Genomic DNA, 15757 nt, shown 5'->3' on the forward strand with positions numbered 1-15757 from the left:
CCCGGCGAAAGCCGGGGGAAGCAATCCAGAGCGGTTTACGGGCGCCCTGGATTGCCGCGTCGCCTTCGGCTCCTCGCAATGACGGGTCAGGTTTGGGGAGCGGTGTCCGACGCGGGCGCCGCCACCGGCGCCGCCGCCGGCGGAACCGGCGAGGGTTTCCCCTCGAAGGTGGCGAGCCGGCGCAGCGCGTCGGCGCGGACGTCGGCCCAGAAGAGGGTGATGTCGAAGACGTGGTAATTGTTGCCGGGCAGCACATAGTTCGGCGCATATTGCTTCACCGCATCGGCTTCCCCGATCATCAGGAAGCCGCGCGCATCGTCGCATTTCGCGCCGACCTTGCCCGCGACCAGCTCGCCGCCCTTGAAGCCTTCGCGCGGCTTCAGCGTGCCGAGATTGGCCTCGGCGGGGGCTTGGGTATCGGGGACGCCGGTGATCGGGTTGGTGCAGAGCATCCGCGTGTCGCGGCGCGGGCGGCCGTCATAGCCGATCGTGCCGTCATAGGCCTGCGTCACCATCGAGGTGTCGGCGGGTTCGGCGAAGCTCGCCCAGCCGAGGATGCAGTTCGCCTGTTCGGCGGTTTCGCAGGCGGGCAGGCCGAGCGCTTCGAGGTCGGTCTCGCGGCTGATCGGCCAGCCGACGATATAGGCCGCGACGATGCGTTTCGCGAGCGGGGTGCCGGCGATGCGGTTCTTGATCAGCGTCTCGATGTGCAGCGCGCCCTGGCTGTGGCCCGCGAGGATGATCGGCTTGTTCTTCGGCTGGGCGGCGAGGAAGGCGTCGAATGCCTGTTCGACGTCGCGATAGGCGGCGTCGATCGCCTTGCCTGCGGTGACGCGGTCTTCGGCGAGGAAGGCGCCGAGCGTCGCCTGGCGATAGCGCGGCGCCCAGACCTCGCCCGCATCGGCGAAGGCGCTCGCCATGCCGCGCATGAACAGGCCCGCGCGGTAATTGGCGTCGGCGTCGTCGAGCGGCGCGTTCCAGCTCGATTTGCTGTAATAGCTCGTCGGGTGGACGAAAAAGACAGCCGCGTCGCCCTTTTTTACGGCCGATGTTGCAAGCAGGCGTTCGGCGGCGTTTGCGGGCGGGATGAGCTGGTCGCGTGATTGCGCCGCGGCGCTGTCGGGCGGCGGCGCGGGCGCGTCGGCGACGACGGGGCGCCAGTCCGACGGATTATCCTCCATCCCCGGCCGCGCGAGCCACATGCCCGCTTCGTCATAGGCGTTGGGCGCGATCGCTTCCTGCGGTTCGAACTCGGCGCTGGGGACGAAGGCGACGCGGCCGAACCAGCCTGGATTGAGCTGATAGGCGACACCGAAACCGAGGACGATCAGGATGATTGCGGCGACGAGGTAAAGAAACTTGCGGGCCAAGGGGCGCTCCATGGGCGGGACGGCGTCGCGCTATCTGGCTTGCGCGCGCGCATGAAACAAGCCCAGATGTGGGGCATGACCGATGCACCTGCAACTCCGCCCGCCCCCGAGTCGCCCCGTTCCGTCCCTGCACGCCCCGTGTCGGCACGGCTCGACGCCGCCGACGCGCCCTGGCCGCTGCGCCCCTGGATCATGGCGGCGATCTGCGCCGTTGCGGGGCTGATCTTTCACCATCTGATCGACCGCGCCTGGGACGCGCCCGACGCGCCGGGGCGCAATGCGCTCGCCGCTTTCGTTGCCGTCGCGACGATCGTCTTCGTGCTGGGGGTCGAGCTGCGCCGCTGGCACTGGGCCGCGGGCTTCGCCTTGCTGTGGGGGGCGGTGATCGGGCTCATCACCTGGCATTCGGCGGGTTACAACGCAAGCCATTCGCCGGTCGAATGGTCCTTCTGGTCGGGCATCCTCGCGGTGCTCGTCGCGACCCCGCTGTTCCAGACGCGGCGTGACGTCGCGCCCGACTGGCGCTTCTGGACGCTGTGGCGGATGCCCTATGCGCGGCTGCACGATCATGCGTGGACCGACGCGGTGATCGGCGCGGCGGCGCTCGCCTTCGTCGGCGTGACCTTCCTGCTCACCGTGCTGATCGGCGAAATGTTCCACCTGATCGGCATCGAGGTGATCCGCGACCTTTTGAACGACGAATGGTTCGGATGGATGCTTGCGGGCGCGGCGTTCGGGGGCGCGGTCGGGCTGCTGCGCGAACGCGACAGGCTCGTAGCGACCTTGCAGCGGCTGGTGATGACCGTGCTCGCGGTGCTCGCGCCGGTGCTCGCCGTGGCGCTGATCCTCTTCCTCCTGTCGCTGCTCGGCACCGGCCTCCAAAAGCTGTGGGACGCGGGTTTTTCGACCGCGGGCCTGATGCTCGGGGTTGCGGCCTTTGCGGTGCTGCTCGCCAATGCGGTGATCGGCAATGGCGCCGAGGACCGGTCGGGAAGCCGCGCGCTGCACGGCGCGGCGGCGGTGCTTGCGGTGGCGGTGCTGCCGCTCGCGATCATCGCCGCGGTGTCGATGGGGCTCAGGATCGGGCAATATGGCTGGACGCCCGAGCGCATCTGGGGCGTGATCGCGGTCGCGGTGGCGCTCGCTTATGGGGTGTCGGGGCTGTGGGCGGTCGCGAAGGGGCGGGAGGCATTCGACGACCGGCTGCGCCCGCTGCAACAGAAGCTCGCGATCGGGCTGATGCTGCTCGCGGCTTTCCTCGCGCTGCCGATCCTCGATTTCGGTGCGATTTCGGCACGCGATCAGCTGGCGCGGCTGAAGTCGGGGGCGGTGACGGAAGAAAAATTCGACTGGGCGGCGATGGCGTTCGATTTCGGTCCGGCGGGGCGTGCGGGGCTGAAGGCGCTCGCGAATTCGCCGGGGGCCGCGCGCGCCGACAAGGCGAAGGCCGCATTGCAGGCGAAAAATCGCTGGGATCTGACCGGGCCGCGCGGCCCCGTGCTGCTCAAACCCTTTGCCGAGCGGCTGCGCGTCGTCCCGCAGGGGCAGGCTTTGCCGCCCGAGGCGCTGAAAGCGATCGAGAGCGGCTATATGTGCCGCCGCGTCGCGGCCTGCGTCGCCGTCCGGCTCGGCGAGGGCCGGATCGGGGTGCTGGGGCAGGACGAACCCGGCGCGGCGGTCGATTCCTATATCCTCGTCCGCGGCGACAAGGGGGATTGGCGACAGGATGACGGGGTCTTTCCCAAGTCCGCCGACCGGCCGGGCGTCGACTTGTCCAAGGCCCGGATCGACGTCGAGACGGTCGCGCGCCGCCGGATCACCGTCGACGGAGTGCCCGAATCGGCGCCTTTCGAATAGCGCGCGCTTGATGGACGCGGGGCGGGGTGCTAGCGGCGCGGCGTCTCCCGCAAAGGCAGGATAAGAATGACAATCGATCAGGCAACGGTACGGAAAATCGCGTCGCTGGCGCGCATCGCGATCAGCGATGCGGAAGCCGACGGACTCGCAGGCGAACTCAACAACATCCTCGGCTGGGTCGAACAACTCGGCGAGGTCGATGTGAGCGGGGTCGAGCCGATGACCGCGGTGATCCCGAACCAGCTGCGGCTGCGCGACGATGTGATCGACGCCGATCCGCTGACCGGCGGCAATCGCCGCGACGATATTCTCGCCAACGCGCCCGAGCCGCAGCATGGGTTCTTTGGCGTGCCGAAGGTGATCGAATGAGGAGCGTAGCGGATCATTCGATCATCCCCGCGAAGGCGGGGATCCATCACGACGCGTCTGGAGATGGGCCCCTGCCTTCGCAGGGGCACGAGGTTTTTGAAGTATGACCGACCTTACGAATCTAACGGTAGCCCAGATCCGCGACGGCCACCGCGCGGGCGATTTTTCGGCCGTCGAGGTTGCCGAAGCGTTCAGCGCCAATGTTGCGGGCGCCAAGGCGCTCAACGCCTTCATCGTCGAGACGCCCGACCATGCGCTCGCGGCGGCGAAGGCGGCCGACGCCGACCGCGCGGCGGGGACGCTGAAGCCGCTGTCGGGCGTGCCGATCGGGATGAAGGATCTGTTCTGCACCAACGGCGTCCAGACGACCGCCGCGAGCCATATGCTCGAAGGCTTCGTGCCGCGCTATGAATCGACCGTTTCGCAGAAATTGTGGGACGCGGGCGCGGGGATGCTGGGCAAGCTCAATCTCGACCAGTTCGCAATGGGCTCGTCGAACGAGACGAGCTATTTCGGCAACGTCATCTCGCCGTGGAAGCGCAACGACGGCGGCCCAAATCTTAAAGAGAGGGCGGCGCTCGCGCCCGGCGGCTCCTCGGGCGGCTCGTCGGCGGCGATCGCGGCGCGGCTGTGCCCCGCGGCGACGGGGACCGACACCGGCGGCTCGATCCGCCAGCCCGCTGCCTTCACCGGCATTTCGGGGATCAAGCCGACCTATGGCCGCTGCTCGCGCTGGGGCATCGTCGCCTTCGCCAGCTCGCTCGACCAGGCGGGACCGATGGCGCGGACGGTGCAGGACTGCGCGATCCTGCTCGAAAATATGGCGGGCTTCGATCCCAAGGATGCGACCAGCCTCGACATGGCCGTGCCCAATTGGGAAGCGGCCTTGTCGAGTGACCTTGCGGGGAAGACGGTCGGCATTCCCAGGGAATATCGCCTCAAAGGCATCGACCCCGACATCGACGCGATGTGGGACGCCGGGATCGCGATGCTCAAGGATGCGGGGGCCGAGGTCGTGGAGATCAGCCTGCCGCACACCAAATATGCGCTGCCCGCTTATTATATCATCGCGCCGGCGGAGGCATCGTCGAACCTCGCGCGCTACGACGGCGTGCGCTACGGCCTTCGCGATCTGCCGCAGGGCGCGGGCTTGCAGGACATGTACGCCGCGACGCGCGCCGACGGCTTCGGGCCGGAGGTCAAGCGCCGCATCATGATCGGCACCTATGTGCTGTCGGCGGGCTTCTACGACGCCTATTACACGCAGGCGCAAAAGGTGCGGACGCTGATCTCGCGCGATTTTACGGCCGCGTTCGGGACGTGCGACGTGATCCTCGCCCCGACCGCGCCGTCGGCGGCGTTCGGGCTCGGCGAAAAGACGTCCGATCCGCTGGCGATGTATCTGAACGACGTGTTCGCGGTGCCCGCGAGCCTCGCGGGCCTGCCCGCGATGTCGGTCCCCGCGGCGCTGAACCGCGAAGGGCTGCCGCTGGGCTTGCAGATCATCGGCAAGGCCTTCGACGAGCAGGGCGTGCTGAACGCGGGGCTGGCGATCGAGGAACGCGCGGGCTTTACGGCGCGGGCGGAGAAGTGGTGGTAATTCAACCGCGTGCCCCTGCGAAGGCAGGGGCCCATCTCCGGATGGTGCAAGGTTGAAGCGGCGGGTGATGGGTCCCTGCCTTCGCAGGGACACAAAGGAAGTAAGAGATGTCTGATTATCGCATCAAGGGCGAAACCGGCGAGTGGGAGGTCGTGATCGGCCTTGAGGTCCATGCGCAGGTCACCTCCAACGCCAAGCTGTTCTCGGGCGCCGCGACGGCGTTCGGGGCCGAGCCGAACACGCAGGTGTCGCTGGTCGACGCCGCGATGCCGGGGATGCTGCCCGTGCCGAACCGCGAATGCATCCGGCAGGCGGTGCGCACCGGCATGGCGATCGAGGCCCAGATCAACAAATGGTCGCGCTTCGACCGCAAGAATTATTTCTACGCCGACCTGCCGCAGGGCTATCAGATTTCGCAGCTCTATCATCCGCTCGTCGGCGAAGGCTCGCTGCATATCGAGGCCGACGAAAAGGCCGGCATCGCTGCCGACAAGGTGATCGGGATCGAGCGTATCCATGTCGAACAGGACGCCGGCAAGCTGATGCACGACCAGCATCCGACGATGTCCTATGTCGACCTCAACCGCTCGGGCGTCGCGCTGATGGAAATCGTGTCGAAGCCCGACATGCGCTCGCCCGCCGAAGCCGGCGCCTATGTCCGCAAGCTGCGGTCGATCCTGCGCTATGTCGGCTCGTGCGACGGCAATATGGAGGAAGGCTCGATGCGCGCCGACGTCAACGTCAGCGTCCGCAAGCCCGGCGACCCCTTCGGCACGCGCACCGAGACGAAGAACGTCAATTCGGTGCGCTTCGTCATGCAGACGATCGAATATGAGGCGAAGCGCCAGGTAGAGCTGCTGGAGAGCGGCGGCACGGTCGACCAGGAAACGCGGCTGTTCAACCCCGACACCGGGACGACGCGCACGATGCGGTCGAAGGAAGACGCGCACGACTATCGCTATTTTCCCGACCCCGACCTGCTGCCGCTCGAACTCGACGATGCCTTTCTCGCCGAGTGCCGCGAGTCCTTGCCCGAACTGCCCGACGCCAAGCGCGCGCGTTACGAAGCGGCGGGGATTTCGGCCTATAACGCCGGGGTGCTAACCGCCGAGGTCGAAAGCGCGCGCTGGTTCGACGCGCTGCTCGAAACCGGCGCCGAGCCCAAGGCGGCGGCGAATTGGGTGACGAGCGAACTGTTCGGTGCCTTGAACCGGCTCGGCAAGGACATCGCCGACTGCCCGGTGACCCCGGCGCAGGCGGGTGAACTGCTCGGCCTCGTCGCCGACGGCACGATTTCGGGCAGCATCGCGAAGCAGGTGTTCGAGATCATGCTCGAAACCGGCGACGGCGCCGCGGCGATCGTCGAGCGCGAAGGCCTCAAGCAGACGAGCGACACCGGCGCGATCGAGGCGGTGATCGCCGAGGTGCTGGCGAAGAATCCCGGCCAGCTCGAACAATATCGCGGCGGCAAGGAAGCGCTGTTCGGCTTCTTCGTCGGCCAGACGATGAAGGCGATGCAGGGCAAGGCGAACCCGCAGGTCGTGAACGAACTGCTGAAGAAGGCGCTGGGCTGAGGCGGCGGGCGAGCGGCGTTAAAAGCGCCGTCGCCCCGCACCCCAATCGCCGGCATCGCACTGCCCGGAAAAGCTGGTCGTGGCATTGATCGTAATGCGCCCCGAGCGACGGTCGATCGTCAGCTTGGGCTTGTTCATGCCGTTGAGACGATAGCTTGCTGTGATACGGTCGGGGGTGACGACCAGATTGTTCAGATCCCACCAGCCGTGATCGTCACCCGAATGGATCGGCGGTACGAGCTTGGAGCCAAGTTGAATGCGGCCGTGATCGCCATAGAGTTCGATCTGCACGTCACTGCTGAACCCCTCGCTGGCGTTTGAAACGATATTGCTCCACTCCCATTTGTGGGTGGTGGCGTTCCACTGATAAGTTGGGTTGTTCTGCACCGTCGGACGCGATCCGCCGCCGTAGCAGATCAGTACCAGCGAATTCGGATCGCGATACCCTGGTTCGGCAGGCGGCGTGCTGCTGTGCTGCGGCGGGCTGCCGGAGGGGGCCGCGTCGCAATTCTCGGCCGGCACCGACATCAATGTTCCATAACGGCCATCGGCCGTCGGTACGGAAAGGCAGCGGCCGGTGCGCGCGTTGTACCAAAAGGTAAAGCGCTGCTCTCCCACAACGGTCGAACGGCGCGATTCATATCCGCGCGCGAGAAGCTGCGTTTCGCCGCCAGCGGCGCGAGCGCCTTCGAGATCAGCGACGTCGGGGGAGGATTGGGCAGTGGCGACAGTTGGGAGGGCCGCGGTAGCCAGCAAAGCAACGGCGGTGGTCGAGCGCATGGCGGGACTCCTTTTGCAAAAGCCCTGCCGAAATATCAAAGGTCACTCATTTCCCGAAACAAATTCGCTCTTGCCCGGGCATAGATGAGCCACGGGCAATTCAGCGCTTCTTCGCCTTCCACACCGTCTGCCCTTCCTTCACCGTTTCCAGCACCTTGATGTCCCTGATCCCGCCCGTCGGCGTCGTCAGCGGGTTCTTGTCGAGGATCACGAAGTCGGCGAGCAGGCCGGCCTTGATCCGGCCCTTGCGGTCTTCCTCGAATATCTGCCACGCGGGGCCGGTGGTGAGCGCTTGCAGCCCCTCATAGGCGGTCAGCCGCTCGCCCTCGCCGCTGACGACGCCGGTGGGCGAGACGCGCGCCATCGAGGTCCAGAGCAGGAAGCGCGTGTCGAGCGGCGTGACGCTGAAGTCGCTATGGTTCGACGGGATCAGCCCCGCGGCGCGCGCCGAGCGGAAGGGGCTGATGAAATCGACCACTTCTTTCGGGAAATTGCTGCGGTGGACGTCGCCCCAAAACCATGTGTGGTTCGAAAAATAGGCGGGGCCGACGCCGATGCGCGCATAGTCGGCGAGCTGGTCGGGGCGCTGGAACTGCGAGTGGATGACGATCGGGCGGCGGTCGTCGGCGGCCTTGATGCCGATCGCATCGAACCCCTTGATCGCCATGTCGATCGCGGCGTCGCCGTTGGCGTGGACGAAAATCTGCCAGCCCTTGTCGTCGACCTTGCGCGCGAGCGCGTCGAATTCGTCCTGGCCGATGATCGGCTTGCCGTGCCATGGATGGTGGCCGTCGGGGCCGCCGCGCGCATAATCGCGCGTGAAAAAGGCGGTGCGTGCCTGCGGCGAGCCATCGAGGATGAACTTCACCCCGGCGAGCTTCACATGCCCGTCGTAGGTTCCGAAGCGGATGGCGGGGTCGGCGAGCAGCGCGTCGAGGCCGGTGTAAAAGGGCAGGAGCGCAAGGTCGATCTTCAGATGCGCGCGCGCTTCGGGGCTCGTGAAGAAGGCGAGGTCGGCGGGCTGGGTGGCGCCGTCCTGCGCGTGGGTATAGCCCTCGGCGAAATAGCGCTGCTGCGCCGCGTTCAGCCGCGCGAGCTTTTGCTCGGCGGTCAGCTGCGGCATCGCGGTGAGCATCAGGAAGGTCGATCTTTCGAGTAGAACGCCGGTCAGATGCCCCGCATCGTCGCGCAGCATCATGCCGCCGGGCGGCGGTTCGCTCGCGTCGCTGAGCTTCGCGGCGGCGAGTGCGGCGCTGTTCGCGACGAGCGCGTGGAGCGACTGGTGGAGCACGACGATCTTGCGGTCGGCCGCCACCGCGTCGAGTTCGGCGCGGGTAATGTGGCGCTTTTCGGCGAGATTTTCATTGTCATATTGCCAGACGATCACCCAGCCGCCGGGCGGGATCGCCTCGCGCGCGATGAAATCGCCGATGACGCGTTGCAGGCCGGCGATGTCGGTGACAGGAGCCAGCGACTTGTCCCACAGGTCGAGCCCGCCCGCCATCTGCATCGCGACGGCGAAATGCGAATGGGCGTCGATAAAGCCGGGGAGCATCGTCGCGCCGTGAAGCTCGTGGATCGCGGCGTCCTTGCCGGCGGCGGCCTCGGCGCCCGTCTCGCTGCCGACATAGGCGATGCGGCCGCCGCGCGTCACGACGGCTTCGACCGTCTGCGGCGTGTCGCCGTCCATCGTGACGATTGGCCCGCCGCGATAGAGCGTCGTATCCTGTCCCGCCACGGGCAGCGCCCATGCGGCGCCCAGCAGAGCGAGCGCCCCCGACCATTTCAGCATCATTCTCTCTCCCTGCCGCAACTCTGGCGGCGGGAGAGGTCGCCGGTCAAGTGGTTAGAATACTAAATTTGCGACTGCTGCGGCAGTTCGTCGGGGCCGCGTCCGGGCTCGTCCACGTCGCCGCCGCCGGGGTGGCCGGGGACCTCGGCGGGCTGTCCGGGCGGTCCTTCGGGCGGGGCGGGACGCGCGGGGGTTTCGGGCGGCGACTGGGGTTCGATCTTGTCGGGCTGCGGCTTGGGATAGGGGTCGGCCATCGTCTGTCTCCTCGCGCCTCAAAACGCTCGGACGCGCACCTCGTTCCGGCCGGTGCGTTTCGCGGCGTTCGCCCTTGCCCTCGGCGTCCCGTCTGCTATAGCGCCGCCCGGCCCGCACGGGCGTGTGCGGTACAGCGCATGACTTCGTGCAGCCCGGCCGAAAGCTCTGAGCGGGCGTGGCGGAATTGGTAGACGCGCTGGTTTTAGGTACCAGTATCGCAAGATGTGGGGGTTCGAGTCCCTTCGCCCGCACCAGCCCCGCAGCAGCGCAGGCCGGGACGTTACGAGATTTTGAGTAAGGATTAGACCAAGGCAATGAAGACCGTCGAAACGCTGAACGAAGGCCTGAAGCGCGAATATCGCCTGACCATCACCGCCAAGGATATCGACGCGCGCGTCGACGACGAGGTCAAGAGCATCGCGCCGACCGTGCGCATGCCCGGCTTCCGCCCCGGCAAGGTGCCGCCGAATTTGATCCGCAAGATGCACGGCGAGGCACTGTCGGCCGACGCGCTGAACAAGGCGATCGACCAGGGCGTTCGCGACCTGATGAACCAGGAAAAGCTGCGCCCGGCGCTGCAACCCGCGGTGTCGCTCGGCGACGGCTATGAGCGCGGCAAGGATGCCGAGATCACCGTCGCATTGGAAGTGCTGCCCGAGATCGAGGCGCCCTCGATCGACGGCCTGACGCTCGAGCGCCTGACCGTCCCCGCCGACGACAAGGCGGTGATGGCCAAGATCGAGGAATTCGCCGCGCAGATGAAGCGCTTCGAGGATGCGCCGAAGACGAAGAAGGCCGCGACCGGCGACCAGGTGATCATCGACTTCGCCGGCAGCGTCGACGGCACCCCCTTCGACGGCGGCACCGGCGAGGATATGGCGGTCGAAATCGGCTCGGGCCAGCTCATCCCCGGCTTCGAGGATCAGCTCGTCGGCGTGAAGGCCGGCGACGAAAAGACCGTCAAGGTGACCTTCCCCGAGGAATATCCGGTCGAAAATCTGAAGGGCAAGGATGCCGAATTCGCCGTGACGGTGAAGACGGTCAAGGTGCCCGCCGACAGCAAGATCGACGACGAGTTCGCCAAGTCGCTCGGCCTCGAAAGCCTCGACAAGCTCAAGGAACTGATGAAGGATCAGGTCGAGCAGGAGCATAACGGGCTGACGCGCACCTATATGAAGCGCAAGCTGCTCGACCAGCTCGCCGCGTCGCACGACTTCGAGGTCCCCCCGACGATGGTCGAGGCCGAATTCAACCAGATCTGGCAGCAGCTCGAGCACGAGGCCAGCCACGAGGAAGATCCCGAGGCGGCGAAGGCCGAGCTTGAAAAGGATCGCGACGAATATCGCAGCATCGCGGTGCGCCGCGTCCGCTTGGGGCTTCTGCTCTCCGAAATCGGCCAGGCGCACGGCGTCCAGGTGTCGAACCAGGAAATGCAGCGGCTGATCATGCAGGCGGCGCAGCAATATCGCCCCGAAGATCGCCAGCGCTTCGTCGAATATGTCCAGCAGGACGCGCTCGCCGCCGCACAGCTGCGCGCACCGCTTTATGAGGACAAGGTCGTCGACTTCCTGTTCGACAAGGCCGAGATCAGCGACCGCGAAGTGACCCGCGAAGAACTCGAAGCGGCGATCGAAGCCGACGAGGAGCATGTCCACGGTCCGGGCTGCGGCCATGATCACGACGAAAAGCCGGCCAAGAAGCCGGCGGCCAAGAAGCCCGCAGCCAAGAAGGCGGCCGGGCCCAAGGACGATGCGGCCGAACCCGCCGAGCCGAAGAAGGCTCCGGCCAAGAAGGCCGCGGCTGCGAAAGCGGAGGACAAGCCCGCCGCCGCTGCCAAGAAGGCGCCCGCGAAAGCAAAGGCCGACGCCGACGCAAAGCCGGCTGCGAAGAAGGCCCCGGCCAAAAAGGCTGCGCCCGCGAAGAAATAAGGGTCGCGAGGCTGGAAATCGAAAGGCCGGGTGGAGGATGCTCCGCCCGGCCTTTTGCTGTTCGTGGTGGCGGGCGGGCGGCGGCTCCATATGGTTGGCCCGCGATGACGACGGTGGGGTGTTGTCCGTTATCGACCGGTAGGCGACGATCGGCATTTCATAACCTTGTCATTCCCGCGAAAGCGGGAATCCAGAGCGTGCGCCGGCTGACTCCACACTGGATTCCCGCTTTCGCGGGCACACCTTTATTATAAACGCTGGAGGCGTCGATATAGCGAGCCGACGACGGCGATATCATTGGAGCGATCCACAATGCGGATGAACTGTCGGTCTGCGGAGCGGCGAGCACTCCAGCTTCGGTATCAAGAAATTGCACCGCAGATCCTTAAGGTCAGGACGCCACTTATTTATCCGCTTATCTCGCCGGCATGACCATTGCTTCGTTCGCGGCGAGGACGCGGAGGATGTTGCCCGACCAGATTTTGGCGATATCCTCCTCCTTGTATCCGGCGTCGAGCAGCGCTTTGGTGATCCGCGGGATCCGCGCGACGTCCTCCATGCCCGCGACGCCGCCACCGCCGTCCCAATCGAGGCCGATGCCGACGTGATCGGGGCCCACCACCTCCAGCGCGTGCAACAGATGCTTCATGAAATCATCGAAACTGGGCCGGCCGGTGTCGGGATAGAGCCGGTCGATTTCGCGTCGCTGCGCGATCAGCGTGTCGCGCTGCGCCTTGGTCATCCCCTCCTCTCGCATCGAGGCGAATAGCGCGCGCATCGCCTTTTGCCGTTCCGGGTTTGGCGCGGCCGCGCGCAAGTAGCTGCCGAACGAGTTGATCTGGATCACCCCGCCCTTGGCCGCGAGCGCGCGCAGCCGGTCGTCGTCGATATTGCGCGGATGATCGTAGATCGCCTTGCAGCCGGAATGCGACAGGATGATCGGCGCTTTCGACAGGCGCAGGAGATCGTCAAACGTCTTGTCCGAACTGTGCGATGCGTCGGGCACGATGCCGAGCCGGTTCATTTCGGCAAGGAGCTGGATACCCAGCGGGCTGAGCCCGCCCCAATGTCCGCCGGCCGGATCGGTCGCGCTGTCGGCAAACTGGTTGTTGGCGAAATGGGCAAAGCCGATGAGGCGAACGCCCATGTCATGAAAGGTCTGGACCAGGCTGACGTCGTCGCCGAGCGGATAGGCGTTCTCCATCGACATATAGACGATGCGCTTGCCCTCGGCGGCAATCCTTGCGGCATCCCCCGCCCGCGTCGCGAGCACGAAATTGGCGGGGTCGGCGGCGATCATCTCGCGGATCACGACGCCGCGCATGATTGCAAAATTGGTCGCCTTTTCGAGACTCGCGCTGTCGAGCGGCCCCTGCGGCGTATAAATCGCCCAGAAACCGCCGTCGAGACCGCCTTTTTTCATGCGCGGCAGGTCGACCTGGGTGAAATCGGCATCGACGTCATGCTCCTCCTCGATCGACCAGCCTTCGTTCGCGAGCGATGCCGGCGTGTCGAGATGCGTGTCGAGCGTGAGCAGCCGGTCGTGAATGGCCATGACGGTGGGAGGCACGATGCCCTCCTTTGCCCCGGCCGATGCCGTCGCCGACACCGCCAGCAATGCGGCGGCGGCAAGCGGATGCGTCGGTCGCAGCGGCATCCTCAATATTCCGCCGAAAGGGTCAGCTGAAAGGTGCGAGGCGACAACGGACGGAAGAAGCCGTCGCCGGTCAGCGATGCGCCGATGAAGGACAAGACATCCTTGTCGAACAGATTGTCGACATTGACCCGCGCCTTCACGCTCTTCAGCGGGCCGACGGAGAGGCCGTCGCCGACATCGACATAGGCGCTGAAAACGGCGAAACCCGGCACACTGGAACCCGGCGTATTTTCGAAGGTCGACCAGCGCTTGCTGGTATATTTGCCCGAGAGATTGGCGACGAGCCAGCTTGCCGGTTCGATCGTGATCCCACCGTTGACGATCCATTTCGCGCTGTCGGGAAGATATTTGCCGTCGAGCAGATAGGTGCGTGCCGGCGTCACCACATCGTCCTGGAACTTGGCGATATTGTAAGTGGCATTGAGGTTGAAATAGGCCAATCCGTTGAGGAATTCCGGCTTGTAGGAGCCGGTAAACTCCAGGCCATAGGCCTCGACCGTTCCGACATTCTGGAAATAGGTTTCGGTGCCGCTGATCGCTCCGGGCAGCGGCGTGCTGAAGGCCTGAATGCGGTTCTTGAACCTGGTATAATAGCCGGCGAGAGCGGCGTAAAATTGCGGTTGGTTGGTGCGGACGCCAAGCTCGAAATTTTCGGCCCTTTCGGCATCGGGTGCCGGAACGAAGGCGGACGAACTGCTCAGCGTCGTCGAATAAATATCGTCCATCCCCTTCGGAAACGCCATATTCTGCGAATAGGAGGCGAAGAGCTGGGTGCGGCGGTCGAACTTGTAGACAAGACCCGCCTGCGGCAGGAACCAGTCGGTATATTTCGCCGTCCCGACCTGCGGACCATAGCCGGGCACGCCGACCCCGCCGACGACGCGATAATAGTCGTTGTAGTCGCGATAGCCGTTCAGCATATAGTCGACCGACAGCCCCTTGAAACCGGCCGTCAGCGCCAGCGCATCGTCCATCAGCGACAATGTATCCTTGACGAAGATCTGGGTCGTGTCACGCTTCGAGCGATAATCGCGGCGGAAGTAGATGACTTCGTCAGGCACCGGAGCGCTTGCGGGCGAACCGTCGACCGTGTTGAGGCGCCGCTGTGTCCGGTGATATTTGTCGGTTTCCATCCAGACGCCGGCTTCGAGCATATTGGCGCCGATTTCCCAGTGCAGCTTGGTGGTCACCCCATAGCGATCGCCGCCGACCCCCGAGAGACCATAGGCGGTGCCGCGCGGCGCCGTAACCGGCAGGCCCGCGGCCAGTTGCGGAGCGTAGCGAGCGAGAACGCTCGAATAGCTTTCGGGCGAGACGCCATAGCCGTCCTTGTCTTCCCAATAAGCCGTCGCCTCGGCCCAGACCCCGTCGGCAATCCCGGCATGAAAGGTGCCACCGTAGAGCTTGTCGTTGCGCACATTGATCGCGAGGGCATAGGTATAAGTGTAATTGGGGTTGGAATAGGGGATGCCCGCCACCGTGGGCGTGAAATTCGGTTCTGTCGGCGGCGGCACGTCGATATAGCCGCGATCGCGCCCGGTCTTGCCGCCAAGATCGGGCGTGGCCGACAAATAGGTCGCGCGGCTCAGAAACGGCGAGTCATAATCGAAAAAGTCGTTGGACACGAATTTGAAGCGCGCCCAGCTGTCGCCGCCCAGATCGGCGGTCAGCTGCGCTTCCCAATGTTCGCGGTCGACGGTGCCGAAGCCGCGCCAGAGGTCGCTGTCGAGCTTGGTCCGGCTGACATAGGCCTTGAAGGGCCCGACCCGGCCCGTCGACAGGCGGATGAACGTCCGCTTCATGTCGTCCTCGCCAAAGCTTTGCGCGACGAACAGGCCAAGTTCCTCCTGCGGCGCGATCGTTATATATTCGACGACCGGGCCCAGCGAGGCATAGCTTGGGACGCTGACGTCGCCGGCGCCGACAGAGGCTTCGACGCGGGCGAGATTTTCATTGTCGACATAGCGGAATACCGGGCTGCCGCCGAAAGCGTCGCTACGGCCGAGCGGGATACCGTCGATCGTGAAGCCGATCTGGTCGAGATTGAAGGCGCGCGCCTGTACGCTGTTGCCGAATTCATAGAGGCCGAGGGCGCCGTCGGTCTGGACGTTGAAGCCGGGGAGCGTTTCGAGCATCTTGAGACCCGAAATGCCCGACGGCGCGGACAACAGGGCGTCGCGCGTGACCGCCACCGTGTTCGTCACCCGGTCGACGCCGATCGTTTCCGATGCCTCCGACACGCGGCGGCCGGACACGACGATTTCGGTTCCGTCGGCGGCTGGATTCTCCTCCGCCTCTTCGGCGGCATAGGTCGCCTGCGGCAGACCGACCGCCACGGCCACGGCGAACAGGCAATTGCCCGGTCGCAAGAAATGATCCCTGTTCCTGGTCATCGAAGATCCCCTTTGGTTTTGCGGCGCGGCATCGTCGCGCCAGCCTTGATCTTCTCCCGCTTGTTTCGCGACAGGCGCTCTCCGGCGCCTTGTCGGTTGCGATCAGCTGCCTGTGCCGCCGGTTGGTTCAGGCTATTGCGAGCATCGAACATCCGATGAGAAGGCTGACGCTCCGCGTTCGA

The 15757-nt window shown here is 65.5% G+C and carries 12 protein-coding genes and 1 tRNA gene; 6 read left to right on the forward strand and 7 right to left on the reverse strand.

Annotated features, from left to right (window positions below; all coding sequences use genetic code 11):
- Window positions 1-86: 86 nt before the first annotated feature.
- On the reverse strand, window positions 87-1370 hold the full coding sequence (locus CHB69_RS00340) for a DUF3089 domain-containing protein (RefSeq protein ID WP_089214702.1): 1284 nt from the start codon (window positions 1368-1370) through the stop codon (window positions 87-89).
- Between the two features lie 75 nt (window positions 1371-1445).
- On the opposite strand from CHB69_RS00340, the gene CHB69_RS00345 reads away from it, so the two are divergent.
- From CHB69_RS00345 to gatB, 4 genes are all read left to right on the forward strand, one after another.
- Window positions 1446-3227 (forward strand): DUF4153 domain-containing protein, encoded by a 1782-nt coding sequence (locus tag CHB69_RS00345; protein WP_245836421.1) that lies wholly within the window; start codon window positions 1446-1448, stop codon window positions 3225-3227.
- A gap of 66 nt (window positions 3228-3293) precedes the next feature.
- Entirely contained in the window at window positions 3294-3596 is a 303-nt protein-coding gene (gene gatC / locus CHB69_RS00350) for an Asp-tRNA(Asn)/Glu-tRNA(Gln) amidotransferase subunit GatC (protein WP_089214012.1), read from the forward strand.
- Window positions 3597-3699: 103 nt separating this feature from the next.
- Window positions 3700-5196, forward strand: a complete 1497-nt coding sequence (gene gatA / locus CHB69_RS00355) for an Asp-tRNA(Asn)/Glu-tRNA(Gln) amidotransferase subunit GatA (protein WP_089214013.1) — start codon at window positions 3700-3702, stop codon at window positions 5194-5196.
- A 107-nt stretch (window positions 5197-5303) separates the two neighbouring features.
- Window positions 5304-6770 (forward strand): Asp-tRNA(Asn)/Glu-tRNA(Gln) amidotransferase subunit GatB, encoded by a 1467-nt coding sequence (gatB, locus tag CHB69_RS00360; RefSeq protein ID WP_089214014.1) that lies wholly within the window; start codon window positions 5304-5306, stop codon window positions 6768-6770.
- Window positions 6771-6788: 18 nt separating this feature from the next.
- Here gatB and CHB69_RS00365 read toward each other — a convergent pair whose 3' ends face one another.
- The 3 genes from CHB69_RS00365 to CHB69_RS00375 form a co-directional block, all read right to left on the reverse strand.
- Entirely contained in the window at window positions 6789-7550 is a 762-nt protein-coding gene (locus CHB69_RS00365) for a hypothetical protein (protein WP_141133877.1), read from the reverse strand.
- 100 nt (window positions 7551-7650) lie between these two features.
- Entirely contained in the window at window positions 7651-9345 is a 1695-nt protein-coding gene (locus CHB69_RS00370; protein WP_089214016.1) for an amidohydrolase, read from the reverse strand.
- Between the two features lie 59 nt (window positions 9346-9404).
- Window positions 9405-9596 (reverse strand): hypothetical protein, encoded by a 192-nt coding sequence (locus tag CHB69_RS00375; protein ID WP_089214017.1) that lies wholly within the window; start codon window positions 9594-9596, stop codon window positions 9405-9407.
- A 170-nt stretch (window positions 9597-9766) separates the two neighbouring features.
- On the opposite strand from CHB69_RS00375, the gene CHB69_RS00380 reads away from it, so the two are divergent.
- Window positions 9767-9851: transfer RNA gene (locus tag CHB69_RS00380), tRNA-Leu, on the forward strand.
- A gap of 60 nt (window positions 9852-9911) precedes the next feature.
- Window positions 9912-11525: a trigger factor gene (gene tig / locus CHB69_RS00385; protein WP_089214018.1), complete on the forward strand. Its 1614-nt coding sequence runs from the start codon at window positions 9912-9914 to the stop codon at window positions 11523-11525.
- 415 nt (window positions 11526-11940) lie between these two features.
- Here tig and CHB69_RS00390 read toward each other — a convergent pair whose 3' ends face one another.
- The 3 genes from CHB69_RS00390 to CHB69_RS19960 are packed head-to-tail and all read right to left on the reverse strand — an operon-like array spanning window position 11941 to window position 15727.
- Window positions 11941-13182 (reverse strand): dipeptidase, encoded by a 1242-nt coding sequence (locus CHB69_RS00390; protein WP_089214019.1) that lies wholly within the window; start codon window positions 13180-13182, stop codon window positions 11941-11943.
- A gap of 2 nt (window positions 13183-13184) precedes the next feature.
- Complete coding sequence (locus CHB69_RS00395; protein WP_089214020.1) at window positions 13185-15575, reverse strand: TonB-dependent receptor; 2391 nt, start codon at window positions 15573-15575, stop codon at window positions 13185-13187.
- Window positions 15572-15727 carry a hypothetical protein gene (locus CHB69_RS19960; RefSeq protein ID WP_170935378.1) on the reverse strand — a complete coding sequence of 52 codons (156 nt, stop codon included), beginning with the start codon at window positions 15725-15727 and terminating at the stop codon, window positions 15572-15574. Before CHB69_RS19960 ends, CHB69_RS00395 begins: the two co-directional genes overlap by 4 nt.
- Between the last annotated feature and the right edge of the window lie 30 nt (window positions 15728-15757).

This window comes from Sphingopyxis indica, assembly GCF_900188185.1.
Taxonomy (GTDB): Bacteria; Pseudomonadota; Alphaproteobacteria; order Sphingomonadales; family Sphingomonadaceae; genus Sphingopyxis; species Sphingopyxis indica.

Coding starts and splice junctions, on each gene's coding strand:
- CHB69_RS00390 (WP_089214019.1), bottom strand. CDS start 13,182: ATGCCGCTGCGACCGACGCATCCGCTTGCCGCCGCCGCATTGCTGGCG.
- CHB69_RS00370 (WP_089214016.1), bottom strand. CDS start 9,345: ATGATGCTGAAATGGTCGGGGGCGCTCGCTCTGCTGGGCGCCGCATGG.
- tig (WP_089214018.1), top strand. CDS start 9,912: ATGAAGACCGTCGAAACGCTGAACGAAGGCCTGAAGCGCGAATATCGC.
- CHB69_RS00345 (WP_245836421.1), top strand. CDS start 1,446: ATGACCGATGCACCTGCAACTCCGCCCGCCCCCGAGTCGCCCCGTTCC.
- gatB (WP_089214014.1), top strand. CDS start 5,304: ATGTCTGATTATCGCATCAAGGGCGAAACCGGCGAGTGGGAGGTCGTG.
- gatC (WP_089214012.1), top strand. CDS start 3,294: ATGACAATCGATCAGGCAACGGTACGGAAAATCGCGTCGCTGGCGCGC.
- CHB69_RS00375 (WP_089214017.1), bottom strand. CDS start 9,596: ATGGCCGACCCCTATCCCAAGCCGCAGCCCGACAAGATCGAACCCCAG.
- gatA (WP_089214013.1), top strand. CDS start 3,700: ATGACCGACCTTACGAATCTAACGGTAGCCCAGATCCGCGACGGCCAC.
- CHB69_RS19960 (WP_170935378.1), bottom strand. CDS start 15,727: ATGTTCGATGCTCGCAATAGCCTGAACCAACCGGCGGCACAGGCAGCT.
- CHB69_RS00365 (WP_141133877.1), bottom strand. CDS start 7,550: ATGCGCTCGACCACCGCCGTTGCTTTGCTGGCTACCGCGGCCCTCCCA.
- CHB69_RS00395 (WP_089214020.1), bottom strand. CDS start 15,575: ATGACCAGGAACAGGGATCATTTCTTGCGACCGGGCAATTGCCTGTTC.